At 66.0% G+C, this 16,750-nt stretch carries 13 protein-coding genes; 8 read left to right on the forward strand and 5 right to left on the reverse strand.

Features of this window, described 5'->3' with window-relative positions; all coding sequences use genetic code 11:
- Positions 1-8 precede the first annotated feature (8 nt).
- Entirely contained in the window at positions 9-1,625 is a 1,617-nt protein-coding gene (locus tag AruPA_RS12780; protein WP_265637090.1) for an APC family permease, read from the reverse strand.
- A 211-nt stretch (positions 1,626-1,836) separates the two neighbouring features.
- Between AruPA_RS12780 and AruPA_RS12785 the strand changes: the two genes are divergently transcribed.
- Positions 1,837-2,199 carry a CsbD family protein gene (locus AruPA_RS12785; protein ID WP_265637091.1) on the forward strand — a complete coding sequence of 121 codons (363 nt, stop codon included), beginning with the start codon at positions 1,837-1,839 and terminating at the stop codon, positions 2,197-2,199.
- Here AruPA_RS12785 and AruPA_RS12790 read toward each other — a convergent pair.
- Positions 2,157-3,029: a DMT family transporter gene (locus tag AruPA_RS12790; RefSeq protein WP_265637092.1), complete on the reverse strand. Its 873-nt coding sequence runs from the start codon at positions 3,027-3,029 to the stop codon at positions 2,157-2,159. The genes AruPA_RS12785 and AruPA_RS12790 overlap by 43 nt on opposite strands.
- A 270-nt stretch (positions 3,030-3,299) precedes the next feature.
- Complete coding sequence (locus AruPA_RS12795) at positions 3,300-4,445, reverse strand: GNAT family N-acetyltransferase (protein WP_408858641.1); 1,146 nt, start codon at positions 4,443-4,445, stop codon at positions 3,300-3,302.
- A 194-nt stretch (positions 4,446-4,639) separates the two neighbouring features.
- Here AruPA_RS12795 and pepN point away from each other — a divergent pair, with 194 nt between their 5' ends.
- The 5 genes from pepN (at position 4,640) to AruPA_RS12820 (ending at position 11,719) form a co-directional block, all read left to right on the forward strand.
- Entirely contained in the window at positions 4,640-7,297 is a 2,658-nt protein-coding gene (pepN, locus tag AruPA_RS12800) for an aminopeptidase N (protein WP_265637094.1), read from the forward strand.
- 265 nt (positions 7,298-7,562) lie between these two features.
- On the forward strand, positions 7,563-8,528 hold the full coding sequence (locus tag AruPA_RS12805) for a sugar-binding transcriptional regulator (RefSeq protein WP_265637095.1): 966 nt from the start codon (positions 7,563-7,565) through the stop codon (positions 8,526-8,528).
- Between the two features lie 61 nt (positions 8,529-8,589).
- Positions 8,590-9,639: a 2-hydroxyacid dehydrogenase gene (locus AruPA_RS12810; protein WP_265637096.1), complete on the forward strand. Its 1,050-nt coding sequence runs from the start codon at positions 8,590-8,592 to the stop codon at positions 9,637-9,639.
- Positions 9,633-10,874, forward strand: coding sequence for an FGGY-family carbohydrate kinase (locus AruPA_RS12815; protein ID WP_265637097.1), 1,242 nt, complete (start codon positions 9,633-9,635; stop codon positions 10,872-10,874). Before AruPA_RS12810 ends, AruPA_RS12815 begins: the two co-directional genes overlap by 7 nt.
- Complete coding sequence (locus AruPA_RS12820) at positions 10,871-11,719, forward strand: TIGR01459 family HAD-type hydrolase (protein WP_265637098.1); 849 nt, start codon at positions 10,871-10,873, stop codon at positions 11,717-11,719. Before AruPA_RS12815 ends, AruPA_RS12820 begins: the two co-directional genes overlap by 4 nt.
- Before the next feature lie 9 nt (positions 11,720-11,728).
- Here AruPA_RS12820 and AruPA_RS12825 read toward each other — a convergent pair whose 3' ends face one another.
- Positions 11,729-13,354, reverse strand: coding sequence for a phosphoenolpyruvate carboxykinase (locus tag AruPA_RS12825; protein WP_265637099.1), 1,626 nt, complete (start codon positions 13,352-13,354; stop codon positions 11,729-11,731).
- 93 nt (positions 13,355-13,447) lie between these two features.
- On the reverse strand, positions 13,448-14,164 hold the full coding sequence (locus AruPA_RS12830; RefSeq protein WP_265637100.1) for a HugZ family protein: 717 nt from the start codon (positions 14,162-14,164) through the stop codon (positions 13,448-13,450).
- A gap of 66 nt (positions 14,165-14,230) precedes the next feature.
- Here AruPA_RS12830 and AruPA_RS12835 point away from each other — a divergent pair, with 66 nt between their 5' ends.
- Both AruPA_RS12835 and AruPA_RS12840 read left to right on the forward strand, forming a co-directional pair.
- Positions 14,231-14,932: a response regulator transcription factor gene (locus AruPA_RS12835; RefSeq protein ID WP_265637101.1), complete on the forward strand. Its 702-nt coding sequence runs from the start codon at positions 14,231-14,233 to the stop codon at positions 14,930-14,932.
- Positions 14,933-15,053: 121 nt separating this feature from the next.
- Positions 15,054-16,691 (forward strand): stimulus-sensing domain-containing protein, encoded by a 1,638-nt coding sequence (locus tag AruPA_RS12840; RefSeq protein ID WP_265637102.1) that lies wholly within the window; start codon positions 15,054-15,056, stop codon positions 16,689-16,691.
- Positions 16,692-16,750: the final 59 nt, after the last annotated feature.

Here is a 16,750-nt window from a genome sequence, read left to right on the forward strand (position 1 = left end):
CGGCGGCGTTACTCGGCGGGCATGAACAGTTCGGGTTCGCCGGCGAGGATGGTCGCCTTTGCTTCCTCAGGGTCCGGGACGCCCGCATTGATCGCGACGAACAGCATCACAATGCTGAAGATGATCAGGATGATCGAGTCGGTGACCTGGCCGAGCGTGCTGGTGCCGCCGGTCAGGGCTTTCGGGCCGAGATAGGTCAGCAGCCAGAGGCCGAAGAAGTAGGGTGCGAGCCACCAGGCGCCGCGCCAGTGGAGGTTGGCGATGCCGACGCCGGCGATCGCTTCGTAGGCGACGTAGATGACGGTGAAGCCGAGGATGAGTTCGAACAGGAAGTCATCGGTGGCGGCGCCGCTCCAGAAGATGATGAAGTTGGAGATGATGAAGGCGATTGAGGCGATCAGATTGCCGCCGGCGAGCAGGTAGGGGCGCTTATAACGATCCGGCGGCAGGGTTTTGCGCAGCGTCATCATGACGACGGGGCCGGTGCCATAGGACAGCACGGTGGCGGAGGAGATGAACGTGACGATACCCTGCCACGAGGGGAACGGCACGAGGAACAGCAGTCCGACCAGGAAGGTGACCAGAACGCCGACCAGCGGGACGCCGGCGACCGAAAGCTTGGCGAAGAAATTGCCGCCGATCAGGCCTTCCTTGCCGGTGGCGTAGAGCACCCGCGAGGTTGTGGTGAAGTAGATGATGCCGGTGCCGGTGGGCGAGACGAAGGCATCGATATAGAGCAGCACGGCCAGCCAGCCCATGCCGATGAGCGAGGCGAGGCCGGCGAACGGGCCGAATGCGCCTTTGAAATTGACGTTGGCCCAGCCTTTGGCGATGTCCGACGGGTTGAGTGCCCCGATGAACGAGATTTGCAGGCCGACGTAGACGATCAGGCCGATCGAGACCGAGCCGATGATCGCGATCGGCAGGTTGCGTTTGGGATTGCTCGATTCACCCGCGAGTTCCACCGCCTGGCGAAAGCCGAGGTAGGAGAACACGATGCCGGAGGTTGCCACGGCGGAGAACACGCCGGACGCGCCGGCGGGGGCGAAGCCGTGCGAGGAGAAATTGCTGGCGTGAAAGCCGAACAGCAGGAAGACGATGATGGTGAGCACCGGGATGGCGATTTTCCACCATGTCAGGGTCGAGTTGATGGCGAGCACGGTCTTGATCGCCAGCATGTTCACCACCGCGAAGACAGCGAGCAGGGCTGCCGAGACGATGAAGCCGAGCGTGGTCAGCACACCGCCTTTATCGACCAGGCCGGTGATGTAGTTGCTTGCATAGGTGATCACGGCGGAGGCTTCGGCCGGTGCGACCGAGGCGTAGCCGAGGAACACGACAAAGCTCAGCACGGTCGCCATCAGGTTGCCGTGGGAGAGTTTTGGAAAGGCGATGACGGCGCCGGCGCGCGGAAAGGCGGTGGCGAGTTCGGCGTAGACGAAGGAGAGCAGCAGGACCGCGACGCCGCCGATCATCCATGCGATGATCGCGGAGGGGCCGGCGATTTTCGCGGCGGTGAGCGGCCCGAGCAGCCAGCCCGATCCGATGATGCCCCCCAGACTCGCAAACAAGAGCCCGATAATTCCCGCATCGCGTTTGAGTTTGATCCCAGTACCTTCAGCCATCAATGATCCCCTGTTTTGACTTATCGGCGAACCTTAACGCCGTTTTAATGAAGATGGAAAGATATTAAATGACAGCTATGTGACTGACCCTCTTTACAAATGCGGGTTTCCAGCGCGCGGGCGCGGGCGGCGACGCGGCTTGTTTCACATGGGGGCGAACGCCATCTGCATCTTTCGCCAATTCCGGCCGAGCAGATCGAGGATGACAACCATGGACGAAGATGAACTCAAAGGTGCCGCCAAGGACATTGGGGGCAAAATCAAGGACGGCGTCGGCGGGTTGACCGGCGACGAATCGCTCCAGGCCGAGGGTAAGGCCGACCAACTCGCGGGCAAGGCGCAGAAGCTTTACGGCTCGGCCAAGGAAACCATCAGTGAAGCCGCCGAAGCTGCCAGCGAGGCTTTTACCAGCCATAAGCCGCATTTTGACTCGACGACGAATTCGTATGTGGACGACAGTCTGATGGGCCGCGCCTCCGACATGATCAAGGAGCAGCCGCTGCTTGCCATGCTGGGCACCGCGGTCGCCGGTTACGCGCTGGCCTTTTTGCTCCACGGCCGCAGCCGGACCTGAGGCGATACGATCAGCACGATCGAGCACAGCAGGGCGACGAGACCGACCGCGTCGCCTTGCGTGAACGCTTCTCCCAGGATCACGACGCCCGCCAGCGTCGCGGTGGCCGGCAGGAGCGCCGTGAACGCGCCGGCGACGCCGGCCTTCACCCGCTTCATACCGTGATACCATAGCAGCAGAGCTAGCAGGCTCGAGGTCAGGCTGTGCACCACCAGCAAAAGGCCGATGCCCAGCGTGAAATGGGCGGCCGGGATCTGCACGATCGCCAGCGGCATGCAGAACACCGCACTCGCCACCTGCATCCAGAAACTCGCCTGCGCGACCGGCAATTGCCCCGCCGCCCGACGGGCCAGCAAGGCGTACACCGCCTCGCCGCCCACCGCGCCGAACACCAGCCCGTCACCGATCAGGCTGAATCCGCCACCGCCGCGCGCCAGCGCCGCAATACCCAATCCCGCCAGACCGACCGCCAGCCATTGCCGCCAGCTCAGACCCTCCCGCAGCAGGATCGCGGCACCCAGCGCAATCACCGCCGGTAAGGTCGCCAGCACCAGACCCGCCTGGACCGCACCCGTCCGCTGCAAGCCCGCCAGCAACAGGACATTGTACGCCAGCGTGCCAAACCCCGCCTGTAAGACCAGATTGCCCAGAACCCGTCGTCCGGGAATCCAGCGCACCCGCGCAAACGGCGCCAAAACCAAAGCAGCCAGAACCGACCGCAACCCCAGAATCACGAAAATCGGTAAATCCCCGGCCAAAATCTTCAAAATCACCACATTCGCCCCGACCATCATCATGGACAGGGCCAACGACGCGTATGCGGCGATCATGAGTGAGGGAAGCAAGGCCAGGGGGCTTTGCCCCCTGGACCCCCACTAAGGGCGGAGCCCTTAGAACCCGCTAGTTTTAGGCCAGAGGAGGGCGACACGGGCCAGATCGGCGGAACCACCGAGGCAGCGCCCTCCCCTTGCCTAAAACTAATGGATTTTAAAGGCTCCGCCTTTAACGGGGTCCAGGGGCGGAGGAGCCGAAGGTTCCAGCGATGCTCTTCATCGCTGGAATGGCTCCGGAGGGAGAGCCCCTGGCCTTGCTTCCTTCGCTCAGGGCTCGGCACGATACGGCGATTGTTCGCCCAGCATGGCCATTTCGTCGGCGATGGCGGGGCGTTCGGCGTCGAGGAAGTCGGCGACGGCGGCGTTGAGGCCGGGGTGGAACAGGTAGTGGGCGGAGAAGGTGCGGCTGGGCAGGTAGCCGCGCTGGATTTTATGTTGGCCTTGGGCCCCGGCTTCGACGCGTTTGAGGCCGAGGCTGATCGCGAATTCGATGGCCTGATAGTAGCAGAGTTCGAAGTGGAGGAACGGGATGTCTTCGGTGGCACCCCAGTTGCGGCCGTAGAGGGCTTCGTCGCCGAGCAGGTTGAGGGCGCCGGCGATGGGTTTGCCGGCGCGGAAGGCCATCATGACGACGACGGCGTCGCCGAGGCGTTGACCGAGCAGGCTGAAGAAGCTTTCGGTGAGGTAGGCGCCGCCCCATTTGCGATCGACCGTGGAGAGGTAGAATTGGTGGAACGCGGCCCATTCGCGTCTGCCCATTTCCGAGCCGCGCAGGGGGCGGATTTCGAGACCGGCCTGCGCATCGCGGCGTTCGCGGCGGATGGCTTTGCGTTTGCGGGAGGCGAGCGCGGCGAGGAAGGCGTCGAAATCGGCGTAATCGCGGTTATGCCAATGGTATTGCACGCCCATGCGCTGCAGCCAGCCGGCTTTGCCGAGCGCATGCCATTCGGCCTCGGTACAGAACGTGGCATGGACGGAGGAGCATTTGAGTTGCCGGGCGCCGATTTTCAGCGCGTCGGCGAGGGATGCCATGTCGAGCCCGGGCGAGAGCAGCATGCGCGGACCGGGCACCGGGCTGAACGGCGAGGCGATCTGGAGTTTCGGGTAGTAGCGCCCGCCCGCGCGTTCGAGGGCGTTGGCCCAGGCGTGGTCGAACACGTATTCGCCGTAGGAGTGGGCCTTGGCATAGGCGGGCGCGGCGGCGGCGAGGCGGCCCGCGGCATCGCGCAGTGCGGCGTGGTAGGGGTACCAGCCGCTGCGGCCGCCGACCGAGCCGCTGTCTTCCATGGCGGCGAGGAATTCGTGGCGCACGAACGGGTTACCCGTGCCCGCGAGCAGGTTCCACTCGGCGGCCGGGATATCATGGATGCTTTGGTGCAGGCGCAGGGTGAGGTCGCGGGGCGTGCCGTCCATCGCTTCAATATGCGGCACCGATGGCGTCTGCATAGGATTTTGGGCGCGGTCCTTGCAAAATAATCATGTTGGGAAGCGCGACGCAATTTCCGCGAAGTCGGCACGGGATGTTCGGACCGATAAAACCGTGGTGGCTCAGTGCATTGCGCGGGGCGGGCGGGTCGGGCAAGTTTGGGCATCCGAAGGAGTGTCATATGGCTGAGCGTCCCGTCTCGATCCCTGCCCCGCTTGCCGAGCATCGGCTGTCCGATTATCGGCCGCCTGCGTTTCTGGTCGATACCGTCGATCTGATTTTCGATCTGGACCCGAAAGCCACGCGGGTGCGCGCGACATTGGCGTTGCGGCGGAACCCGGCGCATGGCGATGCGGCGGCGCCGCTGGTGCTGGATGGCGAGGATCTGACTTTGAACGCGGTAGCGGTCGATGGGGTGGCGCTCGATGCTGCTGCCTATCGGCTGGGCGCGCATGGGCTGGTGATCGCGGATTTGCCCGATGCGTGCACGCTGGATACCGATGTCACGATCGATCCGGCCGGGAATACGCAACTATCGGGGCTGTATGTTTCGGGGGGCGATTTTTTCACCCAATGCGAGGCGGAGGGGTTTCGCCGGATTACGTTTTTCCCGGACCGGCCGGATGTGATGGCGCGCTACAGCGCTACACTGGTGGCGGACGCGGCGCGATATCCCGTGCTGCTGTCGAACGGTAATCCGGTTGACCGGGGGGCGATGCCGGATGGGCGGGCCTGGGTGAAATGGGTCGATCCGCATCCGAAGCCTTCGTATCTGTTCGCGCTGGTCGCCGGGAAGCTGGTGTCGGTGCACGACGAGTTCATCACCGCGTCGGGCCGCCGGGTGGCGCTCGGGATTTACGTCCGCCAGGGCGATGAGGACAAGGTGGATCACGCGATGGTCTGCCTCAAACGGTCGATGCGGTGGGATGAGGAGGTGTTCGGCCTCGAATACGATCTGGATATTTTCAACATCGCGGCGGTGGGCGATTTCAATGCCGGTGCCATGGAGAACAAGGGGCTGAACATTTTCAACACCGCCCTGGTGCTGGCGCGGCCGGATACCGCGACCGATGCGGATTATCTGCGGATCGACCGGGTGATCGCGCACGAGTATTTCCATAACTGGACCGGCGATCGGGTGACGTGTCGCGACTGGTTTCAGTTGTCCTTGAAAGAGGGGCTGACCGTATTTCGCGATCAGGAATACGGGGCGGATACGACCGATGCCAGCCTGTCGCGCATCGAGGATGTGCTGCGGCTGCGGGGCTTTCAGTTCCGCGAGGACGGCGGGCCGCTGGCGCACCCGGTGCGGCCGCCCGCCTATCGGAAGATCGATAATTTCTACACGGCCACGGTGTATGAAAAGGGCGCGGAAGTGGTGCGGATGATCCGCACGATCATCGGCGCCGATGCGTTCCGGCGCGGCATGGATATTTATTTCGCCAACAACGACAATACCGCCGCGACGATCGAGGATTTCGTCGCGGCGATGCATGAGGCGTCGGGCTACGATTTTACCCAGTTCATGCGCTGGTATGATCAGGCCGGTACGCCGGCGGTCAGCTTTGCCGGCACGTATGATGCGAAGACGCGGCGCTATACGCTGACGCTGCGCCAGGCGACCGCACCGACACCGGGACAGGCCGAAAAGGCGCCGTTCGTGATTCCGGTGGCGCTCGGTCTGATCGGGCCGGAAGGGCAGGATCTGGCGGGCACGCTCGATGGTGAGACGGTGGCGGGTACCCGCGTGGTGCTGCTGACCGAGGCCGAGCAGAGTTTCGTGTTCACCGATGTCGCAGCGGCACCGGTGCCCTCGCTGTTCCGCAATTTTTCGGCACCGATCCGCCTGAGCGGGTACGACCGGGCGCAATTGGCGATGATGGCGGCGCATGACAGCGACGGGTTCAATCGCTGGGAAGCCGGCCATGAATACGCGGTGCAGGTCTTGCTCGAGGCGATCGCGCTGCATCAGGGCGGCGCGCGCTTCGTGCTCGACGACGGGTTGCGCGATGCGCGCGCCGCGGCGCTCGATCATGCGGCGGCCGCACCGGCGCTTGCGGCGCGGTTGCTCGCCCTGCCGGGGGCATCGACGCTTGCGGACCGGATGACTGTGGTCGATCCCGATGCCATCCACGCGGTGCTGACCGCCGCCCGCCGTGCGATCGGGGAGGCGCTGCATGCGCGGTTCCGGGCGGTTTACGCACAGACCGCCTACGAGGGGCCGTTTGCGGTCGATCCGGCCAGTGTGGGTCGCCGCGCGCTGCGCAACGCGTGCCTTGCGTATCTGATGGCAGCCGATGAGGCGGACGGGATTGCTCTGGCGCAGGCGCAGATTGCGGCCGATACCACCATGACCGAAAGCCTCACCGCGCTGGCGCTGCTGGTCGATACCGCGAGTCCGGCGCGGGATACGGCACTCGCCGCGTTCCATGCGCGATTCCAGGACGATGCATTGGTGATCGACAAATTCTTCGCAATCCAGGCGATGAGCAGCGCGCCGGATACGCTGGCGCGGATCGACGCGCTGACCCGCCACCCCGATTTCGACATCCGCAACCCCAACCGCTACCGCTCGCTGGTCTCGGCCTTCGGGTATCGCAACCCGCTGTGGTTTCACGATGCGTCTGGTGCCGGTTACGATTTCGTCGCGCGCATGACCCTTGCGGCCGACAAGGTGAACCGCAGTGTTGCGGCCCGCGGCATGGAAGTGTTCGCGGATTGGAAACGCTACGATCCGGCGCGTCAGGAGAAGATGCGCGCGGCGCTGGACCGGATTCTGGCTGCGAACGATCTATCCGCGAACACGCGGGAGATGGCCGAACGGGTACGCAAGGGTTAGGCTGAGGCGACATGCGCGAGGCAGGGTGCGGGCAGGGCCGGGGGCTCTGCCCGCCACCCTCCGGCGGTGGTCGCTGTCTTGATCGCGGGCGCCGGTCAGCGGAACGCTGACGACCCATGGCGTGAACCGGTTGGGGAATTGATCGGCTGTCCCACCGCAAGCCGCCAGCGTCGCCGTGCCGTAACGCCTCAATTTCAATTGACAGAACCCGGCCAGCCTGATTATTCCGTCAGACCATAAATAATTAATCACCCAGAAGGTCACGGTGGCAAACGATCGAGGAAACCGGAGCGGGGCCGACGATGCCGAGTTGGCGACGCGTGCGGCCTGGCTCTATTACGAGGCATCGCTGACCCAGGCGGAAATCAGTGCCGAGTTGCGGGTTCCTCCGGCCAAGGTTCAGCGGCTGATCGCGCGCGCGATGCGCGATGGGCTGGTCCGCATCCTGATCGAGGGTGACATGGCCGGGTGCCTCACGCTCGAGCGCGCGCTGTCCACCGCGCATCGGCTCAATTTCTGTCGTGTCGTACCGGCCATTCCCGGTGTGGCACCGTTTTCCGCCCTTGGCCGGGCGGCGGCGGCCTATTTGTATGCCGCGATCGAAAGCGGGGCGCATGCCATCATCGGCGTCGGTCATGGCCGCAGCCTGGCCGCGATGGTCGATCACATGCCGCATGTCGAGCGGCCCGATCTGACGCTGGTGTCGGTGATCGGCGGCGTACCGCGCCGGGTCGGTGCCAATCCGTTCGATGTGGTCCACGCCCTGGCGGAAAAGACCCATGCGGCGGCCTGGGTGATGCCGGTGCCGTTCTATGCGAACGATCCTGACGACCGGGTGGTGCTGTTGCGCCAGCGCGGCGTGACCGAGACGCTCGATTTGGCGGCGCGGTCGAGCCTGTTCGTCATGGGCATCGGCGAGGTCACGGAATCGGCGTTTCTCTGCCAGAGCGGCATGATGCTGGCGAGCGAGATTGCCGAGGCGCGGGCGCTCGGCGCGGTGGGCGAGGCGTTCGGCACGTTCTATGATCAGGCCGGCCAGCGCATCAGCACGACGCTGCACGACCGGGTCATTGCGGTGGATATGGAGGCAATGCGCCATCGCGAGGTGTTGATGGTCGCGGGCGGCATCGAAAAACTGGCGGCCTTGCGGGCCATGCTCAATACCGGCCTGCCGACCGGGTTCATCACCGATGAACCGACGGCGCGCGCGCTGGCCGGCACCCCGAAGTGACAGGGTACGGCGCCATGGCCGCATTCCGGCCCGGTTTCGCCGCCTTGCAGGAGGCTTTCCCGTGAGCGACCCGATCTGGCGCTGCGCCGTCATCGCCGATGATTTCATGCTGCCCGCCATGTTCGAAGCCGCCATCCACGCGGCCTGCGGCGCTGCGGTCACGGTGCGGTCGATGCAGCTGCCATGGCCCGATCAGCCGATGGTGCAAGCGAGTGAGGCACCCGCCCTCGCCGGCATCAAGGAGTTCCTCGGCGATCCCGATGATATCGCCAGCTTCATCGGCGAATCCGAAATCGTCGTGACGCATCTGGCCCCGCTCTCGGCCAGCGTCATCGCGCGTCTGCCCCGCTTGCGGCTGATCGGCAGCGTGCGCGGTGGCCCGGTCAACATCGACCGCGCGGCGGCCACGGCGCGCGGCATCGCAGTGGTCAACACGCCCGGCCGCAACGCCAGCGCGGTGGCGGAATTCACCGTCGGTTGCATCCTCGCCCAGACGCGCCAGATCACCGTCGCGCACGAGGGGATGCGCCAGCGCATCTGGCGCGGCGATCTCTACCGCGCGGACCGGACCGGGCGCGAGTTGCGGGAACTCACGGTCGGCATCGTCGGCTATGGGCAGATCGGCCGGCGCGTGGTCAAGTTGCTGGCTCCGTTCGGTTGCCGCATCATCGTGGCCGACCCCTACGCAACCCTCGCACCGGAGGATGCCGCCGCCGGCGTCACGCTCTGCCCGCTCCCGACGCTGCTGGCCAGCGCCGATGTCATCACGCTGCACCCGCGCGTGACCCCGGAGACGACCAACATGATCGATGCGGCCGCCATCGCCACGATGCGGCGGGGTGCCATCATCATCAACACCACGCGCGGCGCGATCATCGACTATGCGGCACTGACCGCGGCGCTCGCATCCGGCCAGCTCGGCGGCGCCGCACTCGATTGCTACAGCATCGAACCGCCGCCCGACGATTGGGCGCTGCTCGACCTGCCGAACGTCACGCTGACCCCGCACATCGCCGGCGCCTCGCTCGAGAACGTGCGGGTCGCCACCAGCATGATCGCGACCGAAATCCACCGGTTCATCACCGGCCTGCCGCCGTTGCACCCGTGCTAGCCCTCGGCATCGACATCGGCACCTCCGGCGTGCGCGCGGTCGCGATCGATCCGGCCGGTGCAATGCAGGGTCAGGGCAGCGCCCGCATCGCGGCCGAGGCCAGGCGGGACCCTGCTGCCATCTGGCATGCGGTCGGCGAAGCGCTGGATGCGCTGCGCCCGTCGATCGACATGGCCGCGATTGCCGCCCTCGCGGTCGATGGCACGTCCGGCACAATCATCGTGACCAATGCCGCCGGCGTGCCGACCGGCCCGGCCACGCTGTATAACGATCAGGCGACGCCGGCCGCCGTCGCCCGCATCGCCGCAATCGCTCCGCGCGACAGCGCCGCCCACGGCAATACCTCACCGCTGGCCCGCCTGCTCGGTTCTGCAGACGAAACAAGCCCGCGTCTGGCCCTGCACGAAGCGGATTGGATCACGCATCGCCTGGGCGGACCGCTCGGTGTTTCGGATGCCAATAATGCGCTGAAAACCGGCTACGATCCGGTCGCCGGTGCGTGGCCGGGCTGGATCGAACAGCTCGCCCTGCCGGTGGCGCTGCCCCGCGTGGTCGAACCGGGCACGATCCTCGGCACGATCGCGGCCACCATCGCCGCGCGTTTCGGCTTTGACCCTGAATTGCGCCTGGTCGCCGGCACCACGGATGGCTGCGCCTCTTTCCTCGCCACCGGTGCCGACCAGCCCGGCGATGGCGTGACGGCGCTGGGCTCGACGCTGACCGTCAAACTCCTGTCAAACCAGCCGGTGTTCGCGCCGGATCATGGCGTCTACAGCCATCGGCTGCTTGGCAATTTCCTGCCCGGCGGCGCATCGAGCGCCGGGGCCGCGGTGCTCGCGCGCTATTTCACCCCGGCGCAGATCGAGGATCTGAGCCGCGGCATCGATCCGCGCCAGGAGTCCGGGCTCGACTATTACCCGCTGCCCGCCCCCGGCGAGCGATTCCCGATCAACGACGCCACGCTGGAGCCGCGCCTGTCACCGCGGCCGGAGAGCGATGCGCTGTTCCTGCACGGCCTGCTCGAAGGCCTCGCGCGGATCGAGGCGCTGGGATACCGCAGGCTCGCCGCCCTGGGCGCGCCGCGCCTGCGCCGTGTGCTGACCGTCGGCGGCGGCGCGGTCAATCCGGTTTGGACCGCACTGCGCGCCCGTATCCTCGGCATCGATGTCACCACCGCCGCCCGGACCGAGGCCGCCTACGGCACCGCGCGCCTCGCGCTGCGGGGACTCGCATGATGCGCGCCAGCGAAATCCCGGGCCTGGCCGCCCTGGCGGAGGACGCGGATGCGTTCCTGATCGACCAGTTCGGCACGATCCACGACGGTGAACGCCCCTATCCCGGCGCGATCGAGGCCCTGCGGGCGATCCGTGCCGCGGGCAAGCGGATCATTCTGCTCTCGAACTCCGGCCGCCGCGCCCGCAACAACAACGCCCGGCTCGATGCCATGGGCTTCACCCCCGATTGCTACGATGCTTCGCTCTGCTCGGGTGAAATCGGCTGGGCCGCGCTGCACGAAGCCCCTTTGCCCTGCTGCCTGCAAAGCCGCTGCCGTGTGCTGCTGCTGGCGCGCGATCCTGCGCTCGACATCCTCGATGGCTTCGACATCGAACCGGTCAACGACATCGAGGATGCCGATCTGATCATGCTGGCCGGCTCGCAGACCGATCGCTACGGTTACGATGCGCTGTGGGCGAAAATCCGCCCCGGCATTGCGCGCGGCATCCCGCTGGTCTGCACCAACCCCGACCGGCTGATGCTGGCCGGCGGCACGCTGCACCCCGGCGCCGGGACCCTGGCCGAAGCCTATCGCGACGCCGGCGGCTTCGTGCGCTGGTACGGCAAGCCTCACCCGAAACTCTATCAGGCGGCGTTCGCCCTGCTGCCCGGCGTGCCCCGCGCGCGTATCTTCGGCGTCGGCGACAGTATCGAACACGATATCGCCGGTGCCGCCGCACGCGGCTGTGCGAGCGTGCTGGTCCGTACCGGCATCATCGCCGGGCTCGACGATGCAGCGCTCGAAGCCGAAATGATCCGCTTCGCGAGCCGCCCGACCGCCGTGATGGCACGTTTCGGCTGGTAGCCTCGCGCTCTACGCCGCCGAACGGATTGCGGCGTTGCGGATGTCGGCATCCACCCCATCCGCGAAGCTCGCGAAATTCGCCTCGAACCGGCCGATCAATTCCGCCGCCTGCCGGTCATAGGCCGCCTGATCGGCCCAGGCCTGCCGCGGGTTGAGCAGCGTGCCCGGCACGCCCGCGACCGCATCGGGGATCATCAGGCCGAATGCCGGATCGGGATGAAAACCGGCGCCATCCAGCGCGCCCGAAAGCGCGGCATTCAGCAGCGCGCGGGTATGCGCAATCGGCATCCGCTTGCCCGTACCGTACGCGCCGCCCGACCAGCCGGTGTTCACCAGCCAGCACGACACATTGTGCTCGGCGATCAATTTGGCCAGCAATTCGCCATACACACGCGGCTCGCGCGGCAGGAACGGCGCGCCGAAACAGGTCGAAAACGTCGCCTGCGGCTCGCGGCCGAGGCCCTTTTCCGTCCCCGCCACCTTGGCGGTATAGCCCGACAGGAAATGATACATCGCCTGCGCCGGCGTCAGTTTCGCGAGCGGCGGCAGCACGCCGAACGCATCGGCGGTCAGCATCACCACATGCTTCGGCCGGCCGCCGCGCCCGGAGGGTTCGACGTTCGGAATAAACTCGATCGGATAGCACGAGCGGGTGTTCTCGGTCAGCGTGCGGTCGGCCAGATCCACCACGCCGCGCGGGTCCGCCACCACGTTTTCCAGCACGGTGCCGAACCGGTGCGACGCCGCAAAAATCTCCGGCTCCGCCTCGGCCGACAGATCGATCACCTTGGCGTAGCAACCGCCCTCGAAGTTGAAAATCCCGCCCTGACCCCAACCGTGTTCGTCATCGCCGATCAGCCGCCGCTCCGGATCGGACGACAGCGTGGTCTTGCCGGTGCCGGACAGGCCGAAAAACAGCGCGACGTCGTCGTTCCTGCCGATATTGGCACTGCAATGCATCGGCAGCACGCCGCGCTCGGGCAGCATCCAGTTCATCACCGTGAAGATCGATTTCTTGATCTCGCCGGCATATTGCGTCCCCGCGATCACGATTTTCCGCTCCGCGAACGACAGCGCGATGGCCGTGCTGCTCCGCACCCCGTCGATCGCCGGGTCCGCCTCGAAATCCGGCGCGTGCAGAATGACGTAGTCAGGCGCGAAGCCGGCCAACTCGCTGGTCTTCGGACGGATGAACATGTTGCGCGCGAACAGCGCCTGCCAGGCGTTGGTGGTGATCAGCCGGACCCGGATGCGGTTCTCCGGATCGGCCCCGGCAAACAGATCCTGGCTGAAAATCTCGCGATCCTGCAAATACGCCTGCACCCGGCCCTTCAGCGTCGCGAAATGCGAACTCGACAGTTTCTGATTGACCTTGCCCCACCAGATCGCCTTGGTGGTGGCGGGCTCATCGACCACGAATTTATCGGCGACCGACCGCCCGGTGTGCACGCCGGTCTGCACCATCAGCGCGCCATCTGCCGAAAGTCGGCCCTCGCCGCGCCTTATCGCATGGGCAACCAGGGCGGGCGCCGTCAAATTGGCGTGCAGCACCGCAACCCGCCCCACGCCCGAGCAGGCGAGGTAGGCGGCGTTGTGCGCGGTACTGTCGATGGCAGCATGATCGGATGCGTTCACGTCGATGGACTTCCCTTGGATCGTTGATCGGCAATGTCGTTAGGCGCATATATGAAACGCCTTTCGGCTTTTGCCAAACCCGAAACGCGCAATTCATACCTGCGTCGGAGGCGCGATATTGTTCATTTCGATCATTAATTCGCCGTAAACGCGCAAGCTTCGGCGTAACGCGATCCGCAGCACCCGGTCCTCGCGCGCTAGATCGAACCCGTCGGCGTCCAGCGTCACCATGCGCCAGCCATCCCCGGCACCGCCATGCCGATGCGCGATCGCATCGATCTCACCCGCCCGTTCCCGGTTCGCCGCCGCCATCGCCGCCTCGGCGGCCGCATCGTCGCACAGCGCTGCCGTCACCGGGCCGAGCCGCGCCACATCGAGCGTCGCCGCCCGCGCGAACCCGCCGACGTATCGCGCCGCGACCGTACTCAGCCGATAGACCCCGAAATCGCCGAAACCCGCATAAAATGCGGCATAGGGATGCACCGCCAGATACCGCGCCCGGTCCGCCGGATCGTCCGACCGCTCGGCATCGCACACCAGCGACAGCCGCGGGCTGGTCTGCGGATTGACCTCGGTCGCCGCCCCGCTCACCATCAGCGCACATCGCCCATCCCGATCGAGCGCCCGGGTATGCGCCGATAATTGCGACAGCAGCACGATCACGGCGCCATCCAGCGTCACTGCCGGCGTCACCAGCGCAAGCGCGGGATATTCATCCTCGATCACCGCGAGGCTTGCCGCCCGCGCAGCCCGCAGCAACAGCCGCGCTTCACGGTGAATGTCGTTCTGTGGTTCCCTCAGGTCTTGCATTGTTGCCTTATTCCCGTCACGTCACTGCACCATTGTTACGTCCAGATCCCCGCTGAAGCAGAGACGATGAAACATACAATTGCCCTGGTTGACGACGACCGCAATATCCTCGAATCGGTCCAGATGACGCTGGAACAGGAAGGCTTCCTGGTCCGCACCTACACCGATGGCGAATCCGCCCTCCAGGGGCTGATGGCCCGCCCGGTCGACCTCGCGGTGCTCGATATCAAGATGCCGCGCATGGACGGCATGGAGCTGCTCCAGCGCCTGCGCGCCCGCTCCGCCATGCCGGTCATCTTCCTCACCAGCAAGGACGACGAGCTCGACGAATTGATGGGCCTGCGCCTCGGCGCGGATGACTACATCACCAAACCCTTCAGCCAGCGCCTGCTGCTGGAACGCATCCGCACCCTGCTGCGCCGCAACGAGGCGAGCCGCGCCGAAGGCTCCGGCGCCGCCCCCACCGGGCTGATCGCGCGCGGCAATCTCACGCTCGATGAAACCAAACACCAATGCCTCTGGAAAGGGCAGGATATCCAGCTCACCGTCACGGAATTCCTGCTGGTCAAAGCCCTCGCCGCCCGGCCGGGCATGGTCAAATCGCGCGACCAGCTGATCGATGCGGCCTATGGCGAAAGCGTCTACGTCGACGACCGCACGATCGACAGCCACATCAAACGCCTCCGCCGCAAATTCCGCGCCCTCGATGAAGAGTTCGACCAGATCGAGACGCTCTATGGCATCGGTTACCGCTACAAAGAGGCATGATGGCGCTGGGCTGCCGGGCACAGGCGGAAAGGCGACGCAAGCACGTCTTTTTTGTAAAAGAGCGGCACAAAACTTTTGTTAATCCGGCGCGCGGTTGGTTTCACTGCCCGACCGCATCCGCATGACCACGCCAGCCCCCGCGCTATCGCCCTGGCGCATCTCGCCCCTGCTGCGCCGCATTCTGCTGGTCAACGCCCTGCCGCTTGCCCTCATCGTCGCGGCCCTGCTCTACCTCGATCAATATCAGCACGGGCTGCTCACCGCCGAAGTCACGGCGCTCCGCGAACAAGCCCGCATCTACGCCGGCGCCCTCGCCGAATCCGCCGTCCAGACCAACGCCGCCAACCAGCCCACCATCAACCCCGACCTCGCCCGCCCGTTGCTTTATCGCCTGATCGAACCCACCCCCAACGCCCAGGCGCTCATCTACGGTAACGATGGTCAGGTCATCGCCAACTCGCGCATCCGCCAAGGCCCCGGCGGCGCGATCATCACCGAACCACTGCCCTCGGTCCGCCCGCGCGGCGATTTCGCCCGCGCCGTCAGCTTCCTCTACGACCAGTTCCTCGCCTTCCTGCCCAACCCGGATGTCGGAACCGCCGGTGCCAACGGCGAAGCCGCCGGCCTCGGCTGGCAACCCAGCGTGCGCGAAGCCCTGCGGCTGACCAGCGCCAAGCCCGACCATCAGGCCGCCCCCTTCATCCGGCGCGCACCGGACGGCCGACTGCTCGTCACCGTTGCCGAACCCATCATCCGCTCCAAACAATCCGTCGGCGTCGTCCTGCTCACCCGCGAAGCGACCGAAGTCGATCGCGCGGTCTTTGCCATCCGTGTCTCCATCCTCGGCCTGTTCGTCCTCGCCCTCGTGCTCACCGTGCTGCTCTCCGCCTACCTCGCCCGTACCATCGCCACCCCGCTGCTCCGCCTCGCCGTGTCGGCCAGCCGGCTGCGCGAAGGCCGCGCCGCCATGGCCGAACCCGTGCCCCCCGCCATCGCAGCCCGCCAGGATGAAATCGGCACCCTCGCCCGCGCCCTTGCCGACTCCGCCCACGCTCTCTGGGCGCGGATGGACGCCATCGAACGCTTCGCCGCCGACGTCGCCCACGAAATCAAAAACCCGCTCTCCTCCATCCGCTCCGCCATCGAGACCATCCGCCGGATGGACGACCCCGTCCGCGCCGCCCGCCTGTTCGACATCATCGCCCAGGATGTTCAACGTCTCGATCGCCTGATCTCCGATATCAGCGACTCCTCGCGCCTCGATTCCGAAATGTCGCGCACCGCCATGGAGCCGGTCGACCTTGCCCCCATCCTCTCGGCCCTCGCCGAAATCCACGACGCCACCCGCAAGGACAACGACCCCGTCATGGTGCTCGACGCGCCGGCCTCGGGCCTTACAATCCGCGGCGCCGAAAGCCGTCTCGTCCAGGTCCTGCGCAACCTGATCGGCAACGCCGTCTCGTTCAGCCCGCCAAACGGCAAGATCTGGCTCCGTGGCCGCGAAACCGGCAATACCATCGAAATCGCCGTCGAGGACGAGGGCCCCGGTATCCCCGATGCCAAATTGAACGACGTGTTCGACCGATTCTACTCCGAACGCCCCCAGACCGAGAGTTTCGGCAGCCACTCCGGCCTCGGGCTGTCGATCTCGCGCCAGATCGTCGAAGCCCACCGCGGCCGCATCACCGCCGAAAACCGCCGCAACAGCACCAACAGCATCACCGGCGCCCGCTTCGTCATTCGCCTCCCACGCGGCTGATCGCTCTGCCGCGTGCCGGCGCACGAGGCCAAGGCGCGCAGACTTGCGCCCCACCGCTC

Source organism: Acidiphilium sp. PA (genome assembly GCF_026191915.1).
Lineage (GTDB): Bacteria > Pseudomonadota > Alphaproteobacteria > Acetobacterales > Acetobacteraceae > Acidiphilium.

What these genes read in the sequence shown, in the direction of transcription:
- AruPA_RS12830 (WP_265637100.1), bottom strand. Translation starts at nt 14,164, where the DNA reads ATGCAAGACCTGAGGGAACCACAGAACGACATTCACCGTGAAGCGCGG.
- AruPA_RS12795 (WP_408858641.1), bottom strand. Translation starts at nt 4,445, where the DNA reads ATGGACGGCACGCCCCGCGACCTCACCCTGCGCCTGCACCAAAGCATC.
- pepN (WP_265637094.1), top strand. Translation starts at nt 4,640, where the DNA reads ATGGCTGAGCGTCCCGTCTCGATCCCTGCCCCGCTTGCCGAGCATCGG.
- AruPA_RS12840 (WP_265637102.1), top strand. Translation starts at nt 15,054, where the DNA reads ATGACCACGCCAGCCCCCGCGCTATCGCCCTGGCGCATCTCGCCCCTG.
- AruPA_RS12785 (WP_265637091.1), top strand. Translation starts at nt 1,837, where the DNA reads ATGGACGAAGATGAACTCAAAGGTGCCGCCAAGGACATTGGGGGCAAA.
- AruPA_RS12790 (WP_265637092.1), bottom strand. Translation starts at nt 3,029, where the DNA reads ATGATCGCCGCATACGCGTCGTTGGCCCTGTCCATGATGATGGTCGGG.
- AruPA_RS12835 (WP_265637101.1), top strand. Translation starts at nt 14,231, where the DNA reads ATGAAACATACAATTGCCCTGGTTGACGACGACCGCAATATCCTCGAA.
- AruPA_RS12820 (WP_265637098.1), top strand. Translation starts at nt 10,871, where the DNA reads ATGATGCGCGCCAGCGAAATCCCGGGCCTGGCCGCCCTGGCGGAGGAC.
- AruPA_RS12780 (WP_265637090.1), bottom strand. Translation starts at nt 1,625, where the DNA reads ATGGCTGAAGGTACTGGGATCAAACTCAAACGCGATGCGGGAATTATC.